General features: G+C 57.8%; 16 protein-coding genes. 4 read left to right on the top strand and 12 right to left on the bottom strand.

What is annotated here, in order from left to right; all coding sequences use genetic code 11:
* Nucleotides 1-19: 19 nt before the first annotated feature.
* The 7 genes from WGT02_RS03820 to WGT02_RS03790 form a co-directional block, all read right to left on the bottom strand.
* Nucleotides 20-2,263 (bottom strand): AAA family ATPase, encoded by a 2,244-nt coding sequence (locus tag WGT02_RS03820; protein WP_208249006.1) that lies wholly within the window; start codon nt 2,261-2,263, stop codon nt 20-22.
* Nucleotides 2,264-2,316: 53 nt separating this feature from the next.
* Entirely contained in the window at nt 2,317-3,243 is a 927-nt protein-coding gene (locus WGT02_RS03815) for a nucleotidyl transferase AbiEii/AbiGii toxin family protein (protein ID WP_208249008.1), read from the bottom strand.
* Complete coding sequence (locus WGT02_RS03810; protein WP_208249011.1) at nt 3,230-4,081, bottom strand: type IV toxin-antitoxin system AbiEi family antitoxin domain-containing protein; 852 nt, start codon at nt 4,079-4,081, stop codon at nt 3,230-3,232. Before WGT02_RS03810 ends, WGT02_RS03815 begins: the two co-directional genes overlap by 14 nt.
* A 227-nt stretch (nt 4,082-4,308) precedes the next feature.
* Nucleotides 4,309-5,490: a GIY-YIG nuclease family protein gene (locus WGT02_RS03805; protein ID WP_208249013.1), complete on the bottom strand. Its 1,182-nt coding sequence runs from the start codon at nt 5,488-5,490 to the stop codon at nt 4,309-4,311.
* A complete protein-coding gene (locus WGT02_RS03800; protein WP_208249016.1) occupies nt 5,483-7,540 on the bottom strand; it encodes a DEAD/DEAH box helicase in 2,058 nt (685 codons plus the stop codon). The genes WGT02_RS03805 and WGT02_RS03800 overlap by 8 nt, the downstream gene beginning before the upstream one ends.
* Complete coding sequence (locus tag WGT02_RS03795) at nt 7,537-10,290, bottom strand: DNA methyltransferase (RefSeq protein WP_208249018.1); 2,754 nt, start codon at nt 10,288-10,290, stop codon at nt 7,537-7,539. Before WGT02_RS03795 ends, WGT02_RS03800 begins: the two co-directional genes overlap by 4 nt.
* Entirely contained in the window at nt 10,287-10,517 is a 231-nt protein-coding gene (locus WGT02_RS03790; protein WP_375679075.1) for a type II toxin-antitoxin system Phd/YefM family antitoxin, read from the bottom strand. Before WGT02_RS03790 ends, WGT02_RS03795 begins: the two co-directional genes overlap by 4 nt.
* A 329-nt stretch (nt 10,518-10,846) precedes the next feature.
* Between WGT02_RS03790 and WGT02_RS03785 the strand changes: the two genes are divergently transcribed.
* The 3 genes from WGT02_RS03785 to WGT02_RS03775 all read left to right on the top strand — a co-directional run bounded on the left by WGT02_RS03785 (nt 10,847) and on the right by WGT02_RS03775 (nt 11,893).
* Nucleotides 10,847-11,062, top strand: coding sequence for a hypothetical protein (locus WGT02_RS03785; protein ID WP_208249021.1), 216 nt, complete (start codon nt 10,847-10,849; stop codon nt 11,060-11,062).
* Between the two features lie 50 nt (nt 11,063-11,112).
* Nucleotides 11,113-11,439, top strand: a complete 327-nt coding sequence (locus WGT02_RS03780; RefSeq protein WP_208249023.1) for a hypothetical protein — start codon at nt 11,113-11,115, stop codon at nt 11,437-11,439.
* Between the two features lie 94 nt (nt 11,440-11,533).
* Complete coding sequence (locus WGT02_RS03775) at nt 11,534-11,893, top strand: hypothetical protein (protein WP_208249024.1); 360 nt, start codon at nt 11,534-11,536, stop codon at nt 11,891-11,893.
* 59 nt (nt 11,894-11,952) lie between these two features.
* On the opposite strand, the gene WGT02_RS03770 is transcribed toward WGT02_RS03775, so the two are convergent.
* Nucleotides 11,953-13,629 carry a relaxase/mobilization nuclease domain-containing protein gene (locus tag WGT02_RS03770; RefSeq protein ID WP_208249025.1) on the bottom strand — a complete coding sequence of 559 codons (1,677 nt, stop codon included), beginning with the start codon at nt 13,627-13,629 and terminating at the stop codon, nt 11,953-11,955.
* Between the two features lie 3 nt (nt 13,630-13,632).
* Complete coding sequence (locus WGT02_RS03765) at nt 13,633-13,968, bottom strand: hypothetical protein (RefSeq protein WP_208249026.1); 336 nt, start codon at nt 13,966-13,968, stop codon at nt 13,633-13,635.
* Between the two features lie 730 nt (nt 13,969-14,698).
* Here WGT02_RS03765 and WGT02_RS03760 point away from each other — a divergent pair.
* A complete protein-coding gene (locus WGT02_RS03760; protein ID WP_208249027.1) occupies nt 14,699-15,406 on the top strand; it encodes a SprT-like domain-containing protein in 708 nt (235 codons plus the stop codon).
* A 72-nt stretch (nt 15,407-15,478) separates the two neighbouring features.
* Here the strand turns inward: WGT02_RS03760 and WGT02_RS03755 are convergent, their stop codons facing one another.
* The 3 genes from WGT02_RS03755 to WGT02_RS03745 form a co-directional block, all read right to left on the bottom strand.
* Nucleotides 15,479-16,099: a Fic family protein gene (locus tag WGT02_RS03755; protein ID WP_208249028.1), complete on the bottom strand. Its 621-nt coding sequence runs from the start codon at nt 16,097-16,099 to the stop codon at nt 15,479-15,481.
* On the bottom strand, nt 16,096-16,404 hold the full coding sequence (locus tag WGT02_RS03750; RefSeq protein ID WP_208249029.1) for a hypothetical protein: 309 nt from the start codon (nt 16,402-16,404) through the stop codon (nt 16,096-16,098). Before WGT02_RS03750 ends, WGT02_RS03755 begins: the two co-directional genes overlap by 4 nt.
* 112 nt (nt 16,405-16,516) lie before the next feature.
* Nucleotides 16,517-16,750, bottom strand: coding sequence for a hypothetical protein (locus tag WGT02_RS03745; protein WP_208249032.1), 234 nt, complete (start codon nt 16,748-16,750; stop codon nt 16,517-16,519).
* Nucleotides 16,751-17,116: the final 366 nt, after the last annotated feature.

Genomic DNA, 17,116 nt, shown 5'->3' with positions numbered 1-17,116 from the left:
GCTTTGGCCGTGTTTGCGATCATGACGTTGCTGCCAACATGCCGTCGTAATGTTGGGGCGCAAGCGCCTGTATCATTTCCAGTAGGTAGGCAACGTTCTTCTGGCTTTCCTGCACGAGTCCCGGCTCGAAGCCTTGACCCGTGAAGTGCGACAGGTCGTTGGCAAATTTATAGATCGCGGTCTTCTTGTTCTCGTCGAACTTAACCTCCAACAACTTGTTGTAGAGGCTGCTCTTTCCCGGCACAAAAAAGTCGAGGAAGGTCTCAAGGACTTTCCGGGTAACGTTGGGGATGTGGTAGCAGCCACCGATGGTCCCATCACCCTTAAAGCTCGACAGCGTCTTGAAGAGGAAGTGGTATTCGGTCGGGTGCTCGACGAGGGCCTTGTCGAGGCCCACGATTGTGGATTGCCGTCCTGCCGCGTTAGTACGGCAGAGGAGCATGTACAAACGGTTCTGCTTTCTCGACGCGGGATCGTTCTGGAGCCAGTTGATCAGGAGACGAAGGAACGAAAAATTGTGAGTCAGCAGGAAGACCTGCTTTGCGTCCTTCACCGCGTTTTTGAGAAAGGCGAACGCTTGGTAAACTGAGCTTGAATCAAGGCTCGATACGGGGTCATCAATCACGACGACGCCATCTGCAAGATTGAAATCCTGATCCTTCAGCTGGACGATGAAATAGATGAAGGCGATGGCTGTCCGCTCACCTTCGCTCAGGCGCTTAGCATCCTTCCCATTGCGCAGTACGCGGTACCCATCGTCCCGGGAATGAAACACGAGCTCGCTCCGGCCTAAAAAGGTTTGTAGCAGTCCTGTGAGCTCCTCCCCGGCCTTATGAGCGTTGGAAATTTGCGCCTTCTTCTCCGCGATGGCGGCCTGCAGAGCGGCGAGCGCAGGCTTGCTTTCGACCTCGTTCCCGATAGTGTTTAGATCGATGGCCAACTTCTCGTCCTGGATCTTAGTGTCGAGCGCAGATACGTCACCTTTGATCCCATAGAGAAAATGCCCTTCGAGCGCGCCGCGCGCGGTTTCTTTTGCGGCATCGAAGCCAGCTGTCTTTGCGTTGTGCGCCTCGATAGCCGCCGCTACTGCCTTCATCGCGTTTGCCAATTCGGCGAAGGACACAGCGCAATTCAGCTCAAGCGCAACGGTTCGCAACGCGAGCTTTTCTGTGAGACGACTTTCGACGGCCCGGAGTTGCTCCATGGCTTTATCCAAAGCTTGCGTGCAGCTGGAGCTACCCGCGTCGTACTGATCGCGAAAGTCGCTGTAGAGAGCGAGGCGGTCCGGCAGTGAAAATGAAGTCAGCGAGTGTTTCACCCTGCTGATTTCAGCCAACGCGCTTTCGACTTCCTCCTTCAGCTGGTGATCGGCTTTGTTGAAATGGGCCTCAAGCTGCATCCACCGGTTTGCCGGAACAGCCTGACCGCAGAATTCACAGTCGGCGGTTCTGTGCTTTTGGTGCAGCTCGTGACCTTCTTCCACCCACTTTGCTATGTCTGCATTATCTCGCAGCCGAGCGACTGCATCGCTTATTACTGCCCGTCCGCAAAGCTCTGTTGCAGTTGCCTCTATGATTTTGGCACACTCGTCCAGCGACAAGTCGGAGTCGTTCCTGCGAAATGTGATGACTGGCAGGGCGTCAATGCACGCCATAACGTCCTGTTTTACCGTTGTACGATGCGCCGTAAGTTCGTCATCCGTCAGAGCCCTTTGCGCCGATAGCGCTGCGAATGCAGCTTCGGCGTTAGGCTTGCGGTAGGTGCGCTGCGTCGTGCCGATTGTCGCCTCGCTGATGGTGCCTGCCACCTGCGAAAAAATCTTACCGCGCGCTGCCTCATGGCTAGTGATACGCCCCTGCGCAGCATTGATCGCGGCGCGTCGTCTCTCCAGCTCCAACTCGTCCGCAGCGAGTAAATCCGCAACGGTCTTGTTTTCTTCACCGATGACCAGGATGGGCTTTAAGCTGCCATCTACCTGCCCGATATTCAGCTGCACATAATCCGCATTAAATACCCGGACTTTTCTGGTTGCAGAACGTCCGTGAACCAGCTCACCAGACTCAGACTCAATCTTGAATTCCAGGGAGGGATATTCTTCGTGGGCCCCCGTCTTTAGGCAGTCAAAGAGACGTGAGAGCGTCGTCTTGCCCGTACCGTTTTCGCCATAAATGACGTTGAACCGTTCGAATGCGGGCAATGCGGCATCCCACCCAAACTCGGAGAAAACCCCTAGATTCTTTATTTTAGTTATCTTTTGAAGCACTCAGTCCCCCTAATGCAGACTCCTTGCTATATCTCCGGATAAGCTCTTTAGAGCTAGGCATCCTTCATTTTTAATGCCGTTTCCAGCCTCGCCGCCAAGTCGGCCCGCCTGTCGGGCCTGATTTTCTCAAGATTCTCTTGCTTAAATCTCACCGCCGGAAGCTCTGCCGCTCCGGCGACTCCCAGCTTTTCCCAGTCCGGCTCTCCCTTTTTGAATCCCACCAGAAACTCCCGGTGCGCCTGCGGCATGCCTCCGATCAGGTTTTCCACGAGCTGCGCCCGAGCGGCATGAAGTTCGGCGAGCGGGACTTCGACTTCGGTCATACCGTCAAAATTCCTTTCGTACTCGCCTCCGATGTCTTTCTGACCTGAGCCGATCACGTCGCTGATCGTCCGGCCGTGGCTGATCAGGTAAACAATAAAGGCCTGGCGCAGCTCGTCGGTGATGCCTTCATTGGCAAGCAAATCCCTTATGTCGAAAAGGTCGCGCGGATGCTGCCGGTCAAGGGCCGCCATGATCTTCCCGGCATACAGGTCGGCAAATGACACCACCTGCATCTCCGCGAAGCCGAACTCTCCTTCGACAGCCTCGGAAACGCTCATAACCTCGGGCGCGAACACGCAGCCGCGCAGTACCGGCGTCACTTCAATCTTGATCTGCGTCTTGTTTTTGTCCTGTACGACGAGGCGCGTGAGGGTGCCGTCGTTCTGGCGGCTCTCGTGAACGCGACCATCGTTCAGGGTCTGTTCGATCCGCTCCTTGATGCGCAGCAGCGCCGCCTCGATGGCGGCCAATGACTCATCGCGCGGCATGACCGGCAGGAATGTCAGGTCGATATCGACCGACAGGCGCGGCATGTCGCGGACGAACAGGTTGATGGCGGTACCGCCCTTAAGGGCGAAATCCTTCTCTTCCGCCACGGCGGGGATCGTCTGCACCAGAAGGGCGACCTGCGCCCGGTACCGTTCACTGACCGGCATATAAGTCCTCCGGCACTGTTATCAGGTACGTGGGATCAAGGCGGCCCCCCTGTACCAGCATGCGCTTGCCGGTGCCGAGATTGACGGCCTCCTTGTTGAGGTGCTTGCGCCACTGGTGGTTATGGCGGTCTGCGAAGAAGAAGAACAGGCGTTTGACCTTGATGCTCTTGCAATCAAGCAGCAGCTTTTGCAGCCGCCGGGGGCTGAGGGTCGTAAGCCCTTCCATTATCTTGTCGGCCTGATCGAAACTCTCACGGGTGGGCAGCCCATCCAGCATTTCAAGGACGGCGCGCTCGGGCGTCGAAAGCGTCAGCGGCCAGTCCCACTGTCCCCACGGCAGGACGCGAAACGAATTGCCATGCACGCTGTCATCACTGACATGGCTGTTGTCTTTGAGATTCCAGCCAAGGCTCGTCAGCCCGAAATGTATCGGCTCGTTCCGGAACAGGGCCGCGCTGTTGTGAGAAACGAACGCGACCGGCAGCGGCAGCTTGCCGAGCCAGGTCGGCGCTTCTTCCGGACCATAAAGATGAACCTCTTTCTCCTCGCGCCGCAGGTAGTGCGAAAACCCGTGCAGCGAGAGCGCCGTCGCGCCGCCGACCAGCAGCGGCTTCTTGAGCAGGACCTGCAGGGATATGACGACATGCTCCCACAGCAGCTTTCCGCCGGGCTTGCGGTACACGCCGTGAGCAAGCCGCTCCAGCCAGCCGTTGGTGACGTACTTGCGGCAGAGCTGCGCGGAGTAGCCGCGCGCCTTCAGCCACGCCGAATCCACCACCAGTCCTTCGGGCAGGTCGCGCTGAAGCTGGTTTAGCTTTCCAGAGAATTCTTCACTCATGGTTTATATTATAGGCATTTTGCAAACCGACGTCAAGTTTGAATTATCCCTGATTTATAAACCTTCAGGCTATATTTCCGCTCTTCCTCAAACCGCTGATCCAACGGGCTTTCTTGGTCAGCTTCGCTTGCATCCCTCCGCCACCCACCCAGAATGGCGGCCGATGGCGGGCAGCGGACAGAGCCGTTCCCTATTTTGGCGGCATCTTCCACGATGAAAGATTAAGCTCAGACAGTGCGCATCAGCGCCGCAGACCGGGGGTCATAAATGTAGCCAGTAATGGTGCCGTCCCTAATCCGATCAACTGCTTCGTCCACTACAAAAAGCGGGACGAGGAACCACTCACGAGGCGTTATAGGATTCCCGAAGCGGTCCTTGATCTCAATGTCCAGACGTGCCGGTTCAAAGATGCGGTGAATGAGATTTTCCAGCCGCGTCCGCCCGATGTTGTAGAGTTCGTACGTTGCGACGATTTCCACGTCGGCCATCAAAAAGGTTGGGTCAAGCTTCGCGTTAATGAGGCGGCGATTCACGTCGCCCCCTGTAACGCCAATTTTGTGAAGAACACCACGGTTGGCCGCGACTATCGGGTGGTCGGACTTGCTGCGAAGGACGTAGATCGTCCCACTGGCCTCATCGCCATTAGCCGTTCGATCAGCAAATAAGGGTCCGGCTGTGGGATCAGTAATTCGGCGGCCTGCATCGTCTTTCTGCAGGGCGCGCTCAAGGGAGCGTTTCAACATACTAATCTCGGTGCCGTTGTCGAAAATCACGCGAAGACGGCGATCTTTACGGCCATAGTCCGCCACAAACTCTTCACCAGCCTCAGCGACATATGCCTTCTGACCAGTGAGGATAAACCAATTGCCTTCCTCGATGCGGGCATCGTCTTTGAAAGGACGCGTCTCGCGCAATCCACTGGTCAAATCGCTCTGCATTTGCGTGAAGAGTGGCTTGAAGCGGTCGAAGTCCTCGCACTTTTCGCGGTTGGCAATCTCCTCTGCGGCGCGCTTCTCTACGCTGCCGCGAACATGACGAAGATTGGTGATGTCGGAAGAACCAGCGGCCCCCGCCAGTTCGGCGAGAAGCTCGTCATCATCCATCGACTCTACCGGTGCGGCGTGCACGTCCGACACTCCTGCTAGTAATCCCTGATGGTCAAGAGCCGAGAGAAGCGACCGGCATTCTTCAAGTAAGCGTAACCGGTCCAGACGGACTGCATACAGCCGCTCGAAAATGTCCCGATCCTCACCATGCTGGGGGGTACGACGATGCTCTTCATAGAAGCGCTGTATTTCCTCGAAACCGGCAATGATGCGCTCCTCACGCGCTGAGCGCCCGCCCTTCTTCTCGGGCTGGGCAAAGTCGTCGAGTTCGGATCGCAGCTCATCAAGGTCCAGGTCACTCATAGCGACCCTCATCCTTGAAGCGCACAAAGGCGGCGGCGCCTTCGGCCATACGTTTTTCCCATGCATCTGTGGAGCTGATCAAAGGAAGACGGCCCCGCTCCTTCTTGAATTTCACAGCCCGCACGGCAAGCTCTTTGGCCTCTTCCATGGTCAGAGTTGTGCGCTTAGCCGCTATCGCTGCCGCGACCTGCTTCAGGCTTTCTTCGCTCATCGTCTTGGCAAGGATTGCGTACGCTTCGCCGAACGGATTGATGCGATCAATCAGGTCTATATCGAGTTCGCGTACGTCCATCGCAAACCGGCGAACGCCGTCGATCAAGGCCGTATTTGCGCTTTGTTCGGGATCGGTGCCCCCGCCAAGCGCTATGTGTTTTGCTTGTTGCGTGAGGTTGAGCGCTGTAATGGCGTGCTGCCGAACCGCCTCCTGATCCTCTTCATCCAGTTCGGGATATCGGTCCTTGATAATCTTACCCATGCGGACCTGAGTCAGCTCTTCGGGTACCAGCTCTTCATCGAAGAGCCCGCGTTCAATCGCCGTCTTGTCCTGGACAAACGCCGCAATCACCTCATTTAGGTCTTCCTGGCAGATGCGGGTCGCCTCCTTGCTCTTAGGCTCCGCAAGACCCTTGATCTCGATCTGGAACTGCCCGGTCTGCTCGTTAAAGCCGACGTTACACTTCTCGGGGTTGTACCCATCTTCACCGTAGTCGAAACCTTCTACCGGACCGCTACCCGCGTTCTTGGGCGTGAAATTGAAGCGAGGCGCGAGAACCTGCTCCATCAAAAGACTGGCAGCGATGGCCTTAAGCGTGTCGTTCACCGCTTCGGTGACGGCATCCTCGGAGGCATCTGGCTCCGCAATCAGGTTAGTGAAACGGGCTCGTACTTTGCCGGGAGCATCACGCGTGGCGCGGCCGATGATCTGAACTATTTCCGTGAGGCTAGAGCGATAACCGACAGTCAGGGCATGCTCGCACCAAATCCAGTCGAAGCCCTCCTTAGCCATCCCCAAGGCGATGATGATATCGACATGATCGCGGTTGTTCTTCTGCGCCGGGTCCTTGAGTGCCGACGATACGCGATCCCGCTTGGCGATGTCGTCATCGACCAGGTCAGCGATCTTGAGGGTACGGCCATCTGGCGTCCTGACAAGCTGGAAGCCGGTGACCGGGTCCGTACCCTGCCACTCCCCCAACTCCTCGATGATATGTTCTACTTCCCTGATCTTATCCTTCGTGCTTTCGCGCGAATTGACGTTCGGAATGTGGATGATGGTTTTCTCAGAAGCGTCGAGCACGTGGAGAATGTCGTCGCTGTAGGAGCCGGAATAGAAGAAATATCCGATATCGAGCTGCTTCAAAAACTCGTAACCGTTCAACTGCTCATAGTAGGTGTAGGTGACGGTATCGAACTTCGACTCGTCCTGCGGTCCTAACACTGCCTCCGCGTCACCCCTGAAATACGACCCGGTCATTGCCACGATGTGAACGCGATCCCGCGCAATGAAATTGGCAAGGTGTAGGCCAAGCTTGTTATCAGGATTCGAGGAGACGTGATGAAACTCGTCTACGGCAATGAGCCGGTCATCGAATCTCTCGATACCGAACTTTTCCACCGCAAAGCGGAAGGTTGCATGGGTGCAAACCAGCACCCTGTCATCGCTGTCGAGAAATGCGCCGACAGAATTGACTTTGCCCCCATCTTCGCCGGGCGCGTTGCAGAGATTCCATTTCGGTTGGACGGTCCAATCCGTCCAAAATCCGAACTTTGAGAGGGGCTCGTCGTTGAAGCTCGCGCCGATGGACTTCTCCGGCACGACGATTATGGCCTGCTTCAAACCCTGATTATGGAGCTTGTCCAAAGCCACGAACATGAGAGCACGGCTCTTACCAGACGCGGGCGGTGACTTGATCAACAGGTACTGCTCGCCGCGACGGTCGTAAGCGCGCTCCTGCATTGGCCGCATTCCGAGTGCGTTGGCCTTTGTCGAGCTACCATTTCGGGTGTAGGAAACCGAGACGGATGGAACTGATTTCATTTTCTCGGTCACGCACTTGCCTCCGCTTTCTTCTTTTTCGTTGCGCCCGTTCCGGCGGTCATTTTCGTATAAAGCTCGAAGAGCTTTTCAAGTCTTTCGGTGTCGTTCCTGAAACGGCGGCCGATATAGATGCGCTCAAGTACCTCATCGTTTTGATCATGGGCTTCCCGCAAGTCAGCTGGCATCCTCTCTGGGTCATAAAGATCAGCAATTGTCGCTGGAAAATGCGCTTCCCGAGACAACAAAATATTCTCGGCACAACGGGTTAGGTCGGCTCGGTTCTTTTCAGTCAGCGTGGGAATTGGAAAACTGTTGTAACAAACGCCAGTAGAATAGCGGAAATCGGATTTCATACGGCCAGCTGTCAGGGAAACCCACGTAATATGCAATTTTGAGGCAAGAATAGCCAACACATACAGCGGCGCGTCGTATATCGCCTGCGCGGCATCCGATACGATCACATCGCTATCCACATATCCTACCGGTAGGTACTCTCGTCGTTCTGACGATACGCGAGGGACGATTATCTCATGCTTAGTTCCTGTAATGGTTCTTTCAAATCTATGAGGTGAACCGACGCCTAGCTTCCCCCTTTCACTGCCAGATTCGCGGTAGCGTCGTATGCTTTCGAGCCTCTCCCGAATTGGGGGGATCGAGTTTGCAAGAGATGCGTTGACGTCAGCGATCCAAAGGCAGTTGCGTTCGAGACCGTTTATGAACTCCTTCGACCCCATGATCTTTCTGATCATAATTTTGGCTTGAGGATAATCGGCGATCAGGCGATCACTCTCATCCCGGTCGAGCATAAAGCCCTCCTTATCTCTGGGAATGTTCCCTGCAAACATCGTTGGAAGCCCAGAGATCGAAAATGGGTGCTTTTCTATGATTATGCTTGGCCCATCCACCAGGTAGGCGTTCACGTTACTCACATGCTTTCGCTGAGTATCAAAATATATATATTTTCCGCCCCCGCCCTTTATTCTAACACCAACAATGACACAAATTACATTCGCATTGTGACTGGCGTTATTGGACCAGTAGAAACTCTGATGCGCAAAAAATATTTCCTGACCATTCGCAAATATATATGGCCAAATAACAGGAACTTGAACTCCTTGGCATATGGAATTGGTTGACACAAAAGCGAAAGCGCCTTCTTTAGTGATGTAGTCCGAGGCCTTCCAAAGCCATCCTGTTATATAATCTACGGCCTTTGCGTTTTTTTTACCTTTGCTTACAAAGGCGAGATCGCTCTTTTGACTTTCGGATTGGAATTTGTCGCCAACGTAGGGCGGGTTTCCACAGATGTACGTTTCGCCTCCCTCATTTTCAAAATCAATTTGCGCCTGATCTAAGGGGGTATGGAACAGGTCTTCCGCATGATGTCTAACGCCCGTTCCGGTCGGTGGACAGATGCTCAGCCAATCCAAGCGGAGGGCGTTGCCGCAGGTGATCCAATTCATGGCGTCCAACGGTAGAAACTCGGCAAGTGCTTCCTTCTGGCCGAGATAAAGGACATCACACTGATACTCTGCGATAATAAGCGCCAGCCGAGCGACCTCAGCCGGAAAATCTCGGAGTTCGATACCGCGAAAATTCGTGAGAGGGATTTCAGTTCGATTCTCGGGCTCGCCGCGCAACCGGTTGATTTCTGCCTCGATAGCTCGCATTTCCTTGTAAGCAATCACGAGGAAGTTGCCGGAGCCGCAAGCGGGATCGAAGACTCTGATCTTCGACATTCGCTTGCGCAGGTTTAGTAGCATTCGGGAATTGTCACCCGCCTGTTCAAGCTGTTCCCGCAAGTTATCTAGGAAGAGCGGATTCAAGACCTTCAGAATGTTCGGCACGCTGGTGTAGTGCATCCCGAGCGCGCCGCGCTCATCATCATCCGCAACGGCCTGGATCATCGAACCAAAAATGTCCGGGTTGATCTTTGTCCAGTCGAGGCTGCCAATGTGCAGAAGGTAAGAGCGCGCAATCTTGCTGAAGCGTGGCACATCCACGCCGCCGGAAAAGAGTCCTCCGTTCACATAAGGAAAGACGTTAGCCCATCGGGGCAGGTTGACGGCCGTCCGTTCGCCTATCTTGGTGTTCATTGCGCGGAACAGTTCGCTGATCACCTCGTGAGTGTTCGACGAGTCTCTTGCGCTCATCTGTTCGATGGTCGAGGTAAACAGGCCAGAACCGTTGAAAATGTCGGTATCCTCCGCGAAAAAGCAGAAGATCAACCGGGCCATGAAGTGATTCATGTCGCGTCGGCGTTCGGCGGTTCCCCATTCGGGATTGTCTTGCAGCAGCTCAACATAAAGCCGGTTCAGGCGGCTGGTCGCCCGGATATCGAACGAGCTTTCACGGACCTGCTTTACGGTTGTGATACCGGCCAAAACCAGGAAAAAGCCAAAGTGATCCGGAAAATCCCGAAATGCGCAGGCAACTGTCTCGCCGGAATCCAGCTCCTCCGCCTCGAAGTCAGTACCGTCAGTCGCGAGGATAAAGCGGGCTTTCACCCGGGAGGTGGCTGGGCTGGCTTTCAACGCGGCCAGCGTTCTGGTCACTTTGCCGACATCACAAACGCAGATGTGAATCTTGTCTCGCTGGAGAACGCCGCCAAGGTCCGATTTGTTTGTCTCGCCTGCGCGCAGGCGCTTTATCGTGGTCTCTTTATTTCCAAAGGCCCGAAGAAAAGAGTACGGAAATTCAGCAGGGTCGAACGCCTGTTCTGAAAGAGCTGTAATTGCTTCTTCGATTTCGACGGCGTTCATTTGACGGCCTTTTTCCTCACGTTTTCGTCTTCGTCGGTTTTCATCTGCGCCAACGACGTAAGCCGCTCGAACTCCTCTACCGCCAAGACAACAACGACCTTTCGGCCGTGCTTTTCTACCGCAACCGGTTCCGCCCGGGCATGGTCGATCAACATACCAAACGCGTTCTTGGCGTCCTTGGCCGACATTGTTTTCATGGCTGATATCCCGCCGAAGATTCTGTCCATAATGGCTATTTCGGACACTTCCAGCAACAACCGATGCGGCGATGTTTTCCCTAATCCGAGATTCGTCCCCGGCTTTTGGGCCTGCTCCGTCTGGAGCCGTCCGTCGCCTCACAGGCGGCGGGTGACGGCGGCGACAGCGGACAGGCCCAGGGTCCTGCTTTGGTGGTGTATTCCAGAGCCTTTTCCCGCGCAAAGGATCGTCACCCGCATGGGCCGAGACGACCGGCTCGGGGCAAAGCCTAGAGCGTGCTCCCGGCAGGGACGCGCCCGGCTGGACCTACCTACGACCAAGAGAATAGTGTGCCGAAAGCCTAACGGGAGCACGCCGGATGAACATGGCAACGGGGCCCTGGCAGCCGATCCGTGACCGGCCCCAACCGGGCCGGTCCTACCTGATCTGCGCCAGTTTCGGCGGTATTCAGACCTGCGATGTCGCCTTCTATAACGGGACCCGTGCCGACGGCTCACACTGGTGGACGCTCGGCAATATTGAAATTGCGCATGCCGCCATCGACCACTACGCGGAAATCCGGCGTCCCGCATGAGAATACGTTCCCTATTCCCATACCTGTCCCGCGTCTGTCATGTTCTTTAAATGTTCTCAGACAACAAAAACGACAAGGTCGCCTATTTCGGCGTCTGGGCGGACGCCGCCGGTGACTACCGCCTGCGACGCGAAGCCCTGCGCCTTTGCATTGAAGCCGCCTGTCGCTGCTTCGATCAGGATATGCGCGCCTCCAAGGATACGCAGGCGGCCCTCTCTTATCTCGGCGAAAGCATCGCCCGCGCGGGCGTGCTGAGCTTTCGCAAAGCGCTCGAACTTCCCGATCCCTATGAACGCGAACAGGCTGCCCAGCAGGCATGCGCTTCGATAGCCCGCTGCGTTCTCGGACGCCCCCTGTCAGAAGGCGACTGGAAATAGCCAAAACGAATGTAGCAACACGTCTGCGCGGAACCGGCGAGGAATATCAGCTCCGCCCGGCATCAGATTCGGCTCCTTGAGAAAGGAGCATCCCATGGACAACACCAAACCGCCGGTGGTCGATACAGACCGCATCGCCATAAACGATGGCGATATCGAACACGACTTGTGGGTCGCAGGCGAGATCAACGACCAGCCCGGCTACACGTTCAAAGCGCAGGTTTTTAACGTCGGAAGCATGTACGGCATCAATTTCGGCCAGATTTCCAAGCTGGAGGTCTGGCGCGAGGGTGAGACCGTCTGTCACTTCAACCGGGGCTGGCTCGAACGGCCTGCCACTGCAGAAGATCGCCGCGCTGTCGATACGATTGTCTCATCCTTCCGGGAGCACGGCAGCGAACGGAGCAACGACTCCAGGAGCCGCGAGAAAGATGATCCCGGTCACGAACGTTAAACTTACCAACGCACTTTACGAAGCCGCCCCATCACCGATGCGGGCGGCTTTTTCGCGCCCTAGCGCTCCCGCTCAAAATCATCGCGATCAGAACGGCGCGCCCGCCCGCTCGGTCCCCCGCCTTCGCCACCTTCCTCGCCGCGCTCGCCTTCACCGCGCGTATCCTCTGCCGCGCGCTCAAAGCTCGCCCGCAGGTCGATATCCGACTCAATCGGGGGCGGCAGGGACTCTTCCAGCTGGCTGAGAAGCTCCGCATCCGACAACCGCTTTTTCGGGGCGGTCTGATGCTGGGGCAGCCGCTCCTCCGGCGTGCGCAGCGGGTCCTGATAACGATTTTTGGCCTTACGCACCGACGGGCCGCGCCCGCGCGGCCGCAGGTCAAGATCAAGCCCGGGCATCTGGGCGCGCCCCTGCCGCTCCACCGTCCGCTGCTCGCGCACGCGCTTGACCTCCAGCGCCTGTCTCTCGCGTAGCTCGACTTTCACCAACGCCCGCAACTGCCGCGCACCGTCAAGTCCATGCACTTCCTGCTGCCGCTGGAGCATCGACGCCGCCTGCTTCTGGCCAGCGATGAGGTCCTGCCGTTCGGCGACAAACGCACGGTATGCCTTCGCATCGCGATGCCGGTGCAGTTTCCCGATGACGAGCGAGACGCCCGTGACCTTACCAAGGAAGGCCGCAAGCCCGGTCGGGCGCGCCTCCTCACGCGCTGCCCGGACGGCGCGGACCTGCGCAAGGTACGCGGACTTGTGGGCCTGGCGTTCCGCCAGCTGGGCCCCGGCGAGCACAGTGCGCTCGTGCCGGTGCTGCGTGCGCTCCCGCTCCTGGGCGGTCACAAGCTCGGCGCGGCGTCTGCCCTGCATGGCTTCCAGCTTGGTAAGGCGGTCGGCGGAAGCGCCTGCTTTGGCGAATTCCTCCCGCGCCTTGCGCAACTCGGCGACGAGCGCGCGCGCTTCTTCGACGCTCGGCAGAGAGGTCGGCGGAAAGTCGTGCCACAGGAACTTGCGGACATCGAGCGTGCGGACATTGCGGTCGTCGATCATCTTCGGCAGGGCGTTCATGGTGCCGTACATATCGACGAGGACGTAAGGTCGCTTACCCGTCGCCAGCACGTAGCCCATGGCTTCGAGCGCCTGCACGAAGGAGCGCGCGCTGTCGCTGTGACGGTAGGCCTGGGTGATCATGTCCATGCGCTCCTGCTTGGACAGGCCGGTCATGCGCTCCTGCTGCGTCTCGTACAGGGACTGTCTACGTCCGCGCTCTGAGGCGTCGCGCCGGTAGCCGTCTGGCAGGGTCAGCTTGTGATCGCGGGCGAACTCACGGCTGACCATCATGAGCTTCTCATGATCAAAAGCGAGATGGATCGCCTTCTCGCTCTGCCAGTCGATGCGCGACCAGACCATGTGGCAATGCTCGCGGCCGTCCTTGATATGGAACACCAATGCCCGCGGCTGGCCTTCAAGACCGAGCTTTTTCTCGACGCGCTGCGCGTAGTCGAGATACTGCGCCCGGCTCAGCTCAGAGTCGGGGCCGGGATTGACGGACAGGCTGTAGAGATATTCGCGGCACTTGGTGAGGCCTTTCGCGATGGCTTCCCACTCGGCGAAAGCGCCATGCAGGTCGGTCGCGACCGCCCCGCTGACCTCGGCCACCTCGACATACTCATTGTCGAGCGCGTTCAGCAGGTGGGTGGCGAGGTCCTGACCCAGCCCGCGCTGGCTGGCCTTGGGGATCATGGGTCAACGCTCCCGCCCCAGGGCCTGCATGAGAAGCGTGCGGATGTCGGTCAGCACCGCCATGGCCTGCTCGTGAAGCTGGACCTGACGCTCGCCGTCCACGGGGAGCGTCTCAAGCTGCCCCCGCAGCTTGGCGGCTTCCGCGAGAAGCCGCGCGAGGTCCTGCGTGGCGACTGACGGCCGACGGGACTGGCGGGGCGGCAGGTTGCCGAAGATGGCCTGCGTGATGAAAGCATTGACGGAGAGCCCTGACTTTTCGATGCGCGCCAGGAGCTCCTTCCGGAGGATCTCCGGCGGGCGGTACGAAATCGGGGCTCGTCTTTTCTTCTTCTCCGTCATGCATCATCAGGTAGCGCCATCCGCCGCTCACAATCCGCGCGCTTTCCACGCGGGCGGATAGCGATTGTGAGCAGGCGTTCGGCAGCGCATCCGCACCTCATGCGAGGGACCGGGGAGCGCCATCCCCGGTCGATGGGAATTGCCAAGGGAGAGCGAAATCTCCCTGGCTCGAAGCCGGTGCCGAAACACCGGCCGTGGTCCCGGACGCGGAAGTCCGGGCCGTGGATTGCCAAGGGGCGCGGCAGCCCTTTGGCGCGATGGGGTCCGGGGAGAGCGCAGTCTCCCGGGTCGGGATGCAACGCCGAAAACGTTGCCCTCAGCCGGAAAGGGTTCGATGCCCGAACCGGCTGAACGCATGCTTGGCAAGAATCCGCCGGTAGCGGAGACGAGCCCTAGCCATGCCCGAGGGGGGTCTGCGGGGGACTGGATGGTCCCCCCAGCAAGGTGAGCGCGGTACTACCGCGCACACCTTGTACTCTGCTCTGTGCCGACGGAACCCCCACACTACAATATTAGCAGAAGAAGGGGCCGCAGTGGAAATATGCACCCATCATCATGACGGGATGAGTGGAGTGTACATCGCACTACAATGGATCGGCAAACGAGGAAATGGCGCGGAATGGGGAAGATGATGCCATCTACTTAAAGAGGATCAGCAACCGGCCTCATCGTCTCGTCTGTAATGTACATCACAAAGCGAGCGAGCACCCGGTGGAAAGGATGATCCGCCGTGAACGATCTGACGCCTATCCCTCAGACGCAAACTGACGCCCTTCCCCTCCAGATCAGGCCGACAAAGGAGACGTATGAACGGCTCCAGCAGGCGTACGATCATTTCAACAAGGGGCTTTTCGAAGGAAAGCTTCCAAACGCCCTGATCACGCTCCAGCGCCGCACGGGTACATTCGGGTATTTCGCGGGTCAAAGATTCCGCAACGATGACGGACGTGAAGCGGACGAAATCGCACTCAATCCCATGCACTTCGCGAGCCGCTCCACGAAGGACATTCTCGGCACGCTCGTGCACGAGATGGTCCATGAGGAGCAGCACCATGCCGGTACCGCCGGGCGTGGCCGCTACCATAACCGTGAATGGGCGGACCGGATGAAAGCCATCGGCCTGCATCCGTCTGACACGGGGGTGGAAGGCGGCAGGGAGATCGGCGAGAATGTCGGCCATTATATTGTCGAAGGCGGTCCCTTCGACGTGGCCGCCGACAAGCTCATCGCCAGGGGCTTTGCCATCGTCTGGAAAAACACGCCGGACGAGCTGCCCGCCCCCACGCAAGGCGAGGGCGAAGCCGAGCCCGTTGCCATTCCTAAGAGCGGAAAACGTGTCCGCTATTGCTGCCCGGAATGCGACCTCAAGGCCTGGGCCAAGCATGACGTTCGCCTCATGTGCGCCGAGCACCAGGCGCTGATGACCGCCGGGGACTAAACAAGCCGCAATAAAAAGGCGCGCAAGCCAGTCTGCTTGCGCGCCTTTTTTTATAGTCCTTCACCCGATTACCTAACGCTCTCGCCCCGCGTCGCCTTTTTCGTGTGACAGGTCCGAACTGCGCATGGGCGTGATGGCAGCGTCGATGCAGCGTGCCATCGGCTCGTAGTTTGCATGGTGCGCGTCGCGCGAAGCAGCAATCCATGCGCTTTCAGGGATCAGGGTGAGGTCAAGATTGTGGCCAGCGTGTTCCGCGAGCTGCTTCAGGTATTGCATCTGCGTACGGCCATTACCTTCCCGAAAAGGATGCACAAAATTGACATCGCCGAGTATAACGGCCGCTTCCTTGGCAAACTCGGCCCGCCTTAAGAACTGGAGATGGCCTTTCTTCTCCAGCCGACTCTTCACATCGGCCATGCCCGTCTCGATCCTGCTACAAGCAAGGAACTGCTCTGTATCCTTTGCAATGTCCACGGTCCGAACCTGGCCCGCCCACTCATAAACGTCCTGGAACAGGTGCTTGTGAATCGCCTGCAGATGGGCAAGATCAAAATCGCCTTTAGGCACACCCTCTCTAACCCGCTGGGTGGCGATACGTCGCTCGGCACGATCTAGAAGAGCTGCATCCCGTATATCGAGCTTGTTCCGCAGCGTTTGCGTGCCCGGAAAGACGTAGGGATCGCCCCCGCTCATTTGTCCTGAGATTTGGAAGCGAGGGCCTGCTCAATAATGTATTGGCGGCAGCGCTCATGTGACCAGCGTTCCCGCTCGAACATCTCGAACATGGCGATGTCTTCAGCGTCGAGTGGGTTCCCTTCGATGAGCTGAAGATGTTGCGCTTCAAGGCGGCGCTTGCGCGCCACTTCTACCTGCTCCGGGGTCAGCAATTCATCCTTATTGGCCATGCCGGATTTTAGGCGAGCGCCCGGCGACAGACAACAATATTCACCGTGCAGACCTGTGTCAGCACTATGTAAATCTGCGTGATAACTCCTCACGAAGCCCCTCCTTCGACACAGAAGAGGTACGCGGCGCGGGCGAACGCGGCGCGGGTGGCTTCGATGTGCATTGTTGTGTTCATGCCGGTGTACCTCCCAGATGGAGGGGCGCTTACGCGCCCGCTCCTTGCTGGGTTTCTTCCTTCGGGGACCGGAGGACGATGCGGCCGCCATTAACCGGCACCAGTTCGAGCTGAAGCGTCAGCCCTTCGCCGTCCTCGTGCCGCCAGGCGGCTCCGATGCGGGTCCAGAAGGCCTTGTCGCCCTTCTCTCCAACATGCCAGGCGATAAACGCCGGGGCCTGGTTCTCGCGGGTCTTGCGATTGGTCTTCTCGTTGCGTGCCATGATGTTTGCTCCTTTGCTGTAAGTTTTGCTCGACACGCCATCTTCAGGAGCGGGCGGAGAAGCAGCCGGTTCATGGCTGCCGCGCGGGAGGGGGATCACCCCCTTGCAGGCGAAGCCGAAAGGAGGGGAAACCCGCGCGGGCACCCGAAGGGCTCGGCCTTGAAGTGGATGCGCGCCCGATCAGGACGGGGCGTGAAAGTCGAGGGAAACTGCTTTCGGGCAAAGGAGCGCGTGGCGCGCAAGGCTCGGAAAGAGCAACCGCAAAAACCGGCAAGAGATACTTGACGATTGTTTACCCGGTCATGAGGAGGAAGTGCCGATCATGGCTTCCGTTCCCGTATCCCGCCTGTCGTGGCAACAAGGACG

It is taken from the genome of Rhizobium sp. T1470, from assembly GCF_042140505.1.
GTDB classification, from domain to species: Bacteria; Pseudomonadota; Alphaproteobacteria; order Rhizobiales; family Rhizobiaceae; genus Rhizobium; species Rhizobium favelukesii.
This window is presented reverse-complemented; position numbering and strand designations above follow the sequence as displayed.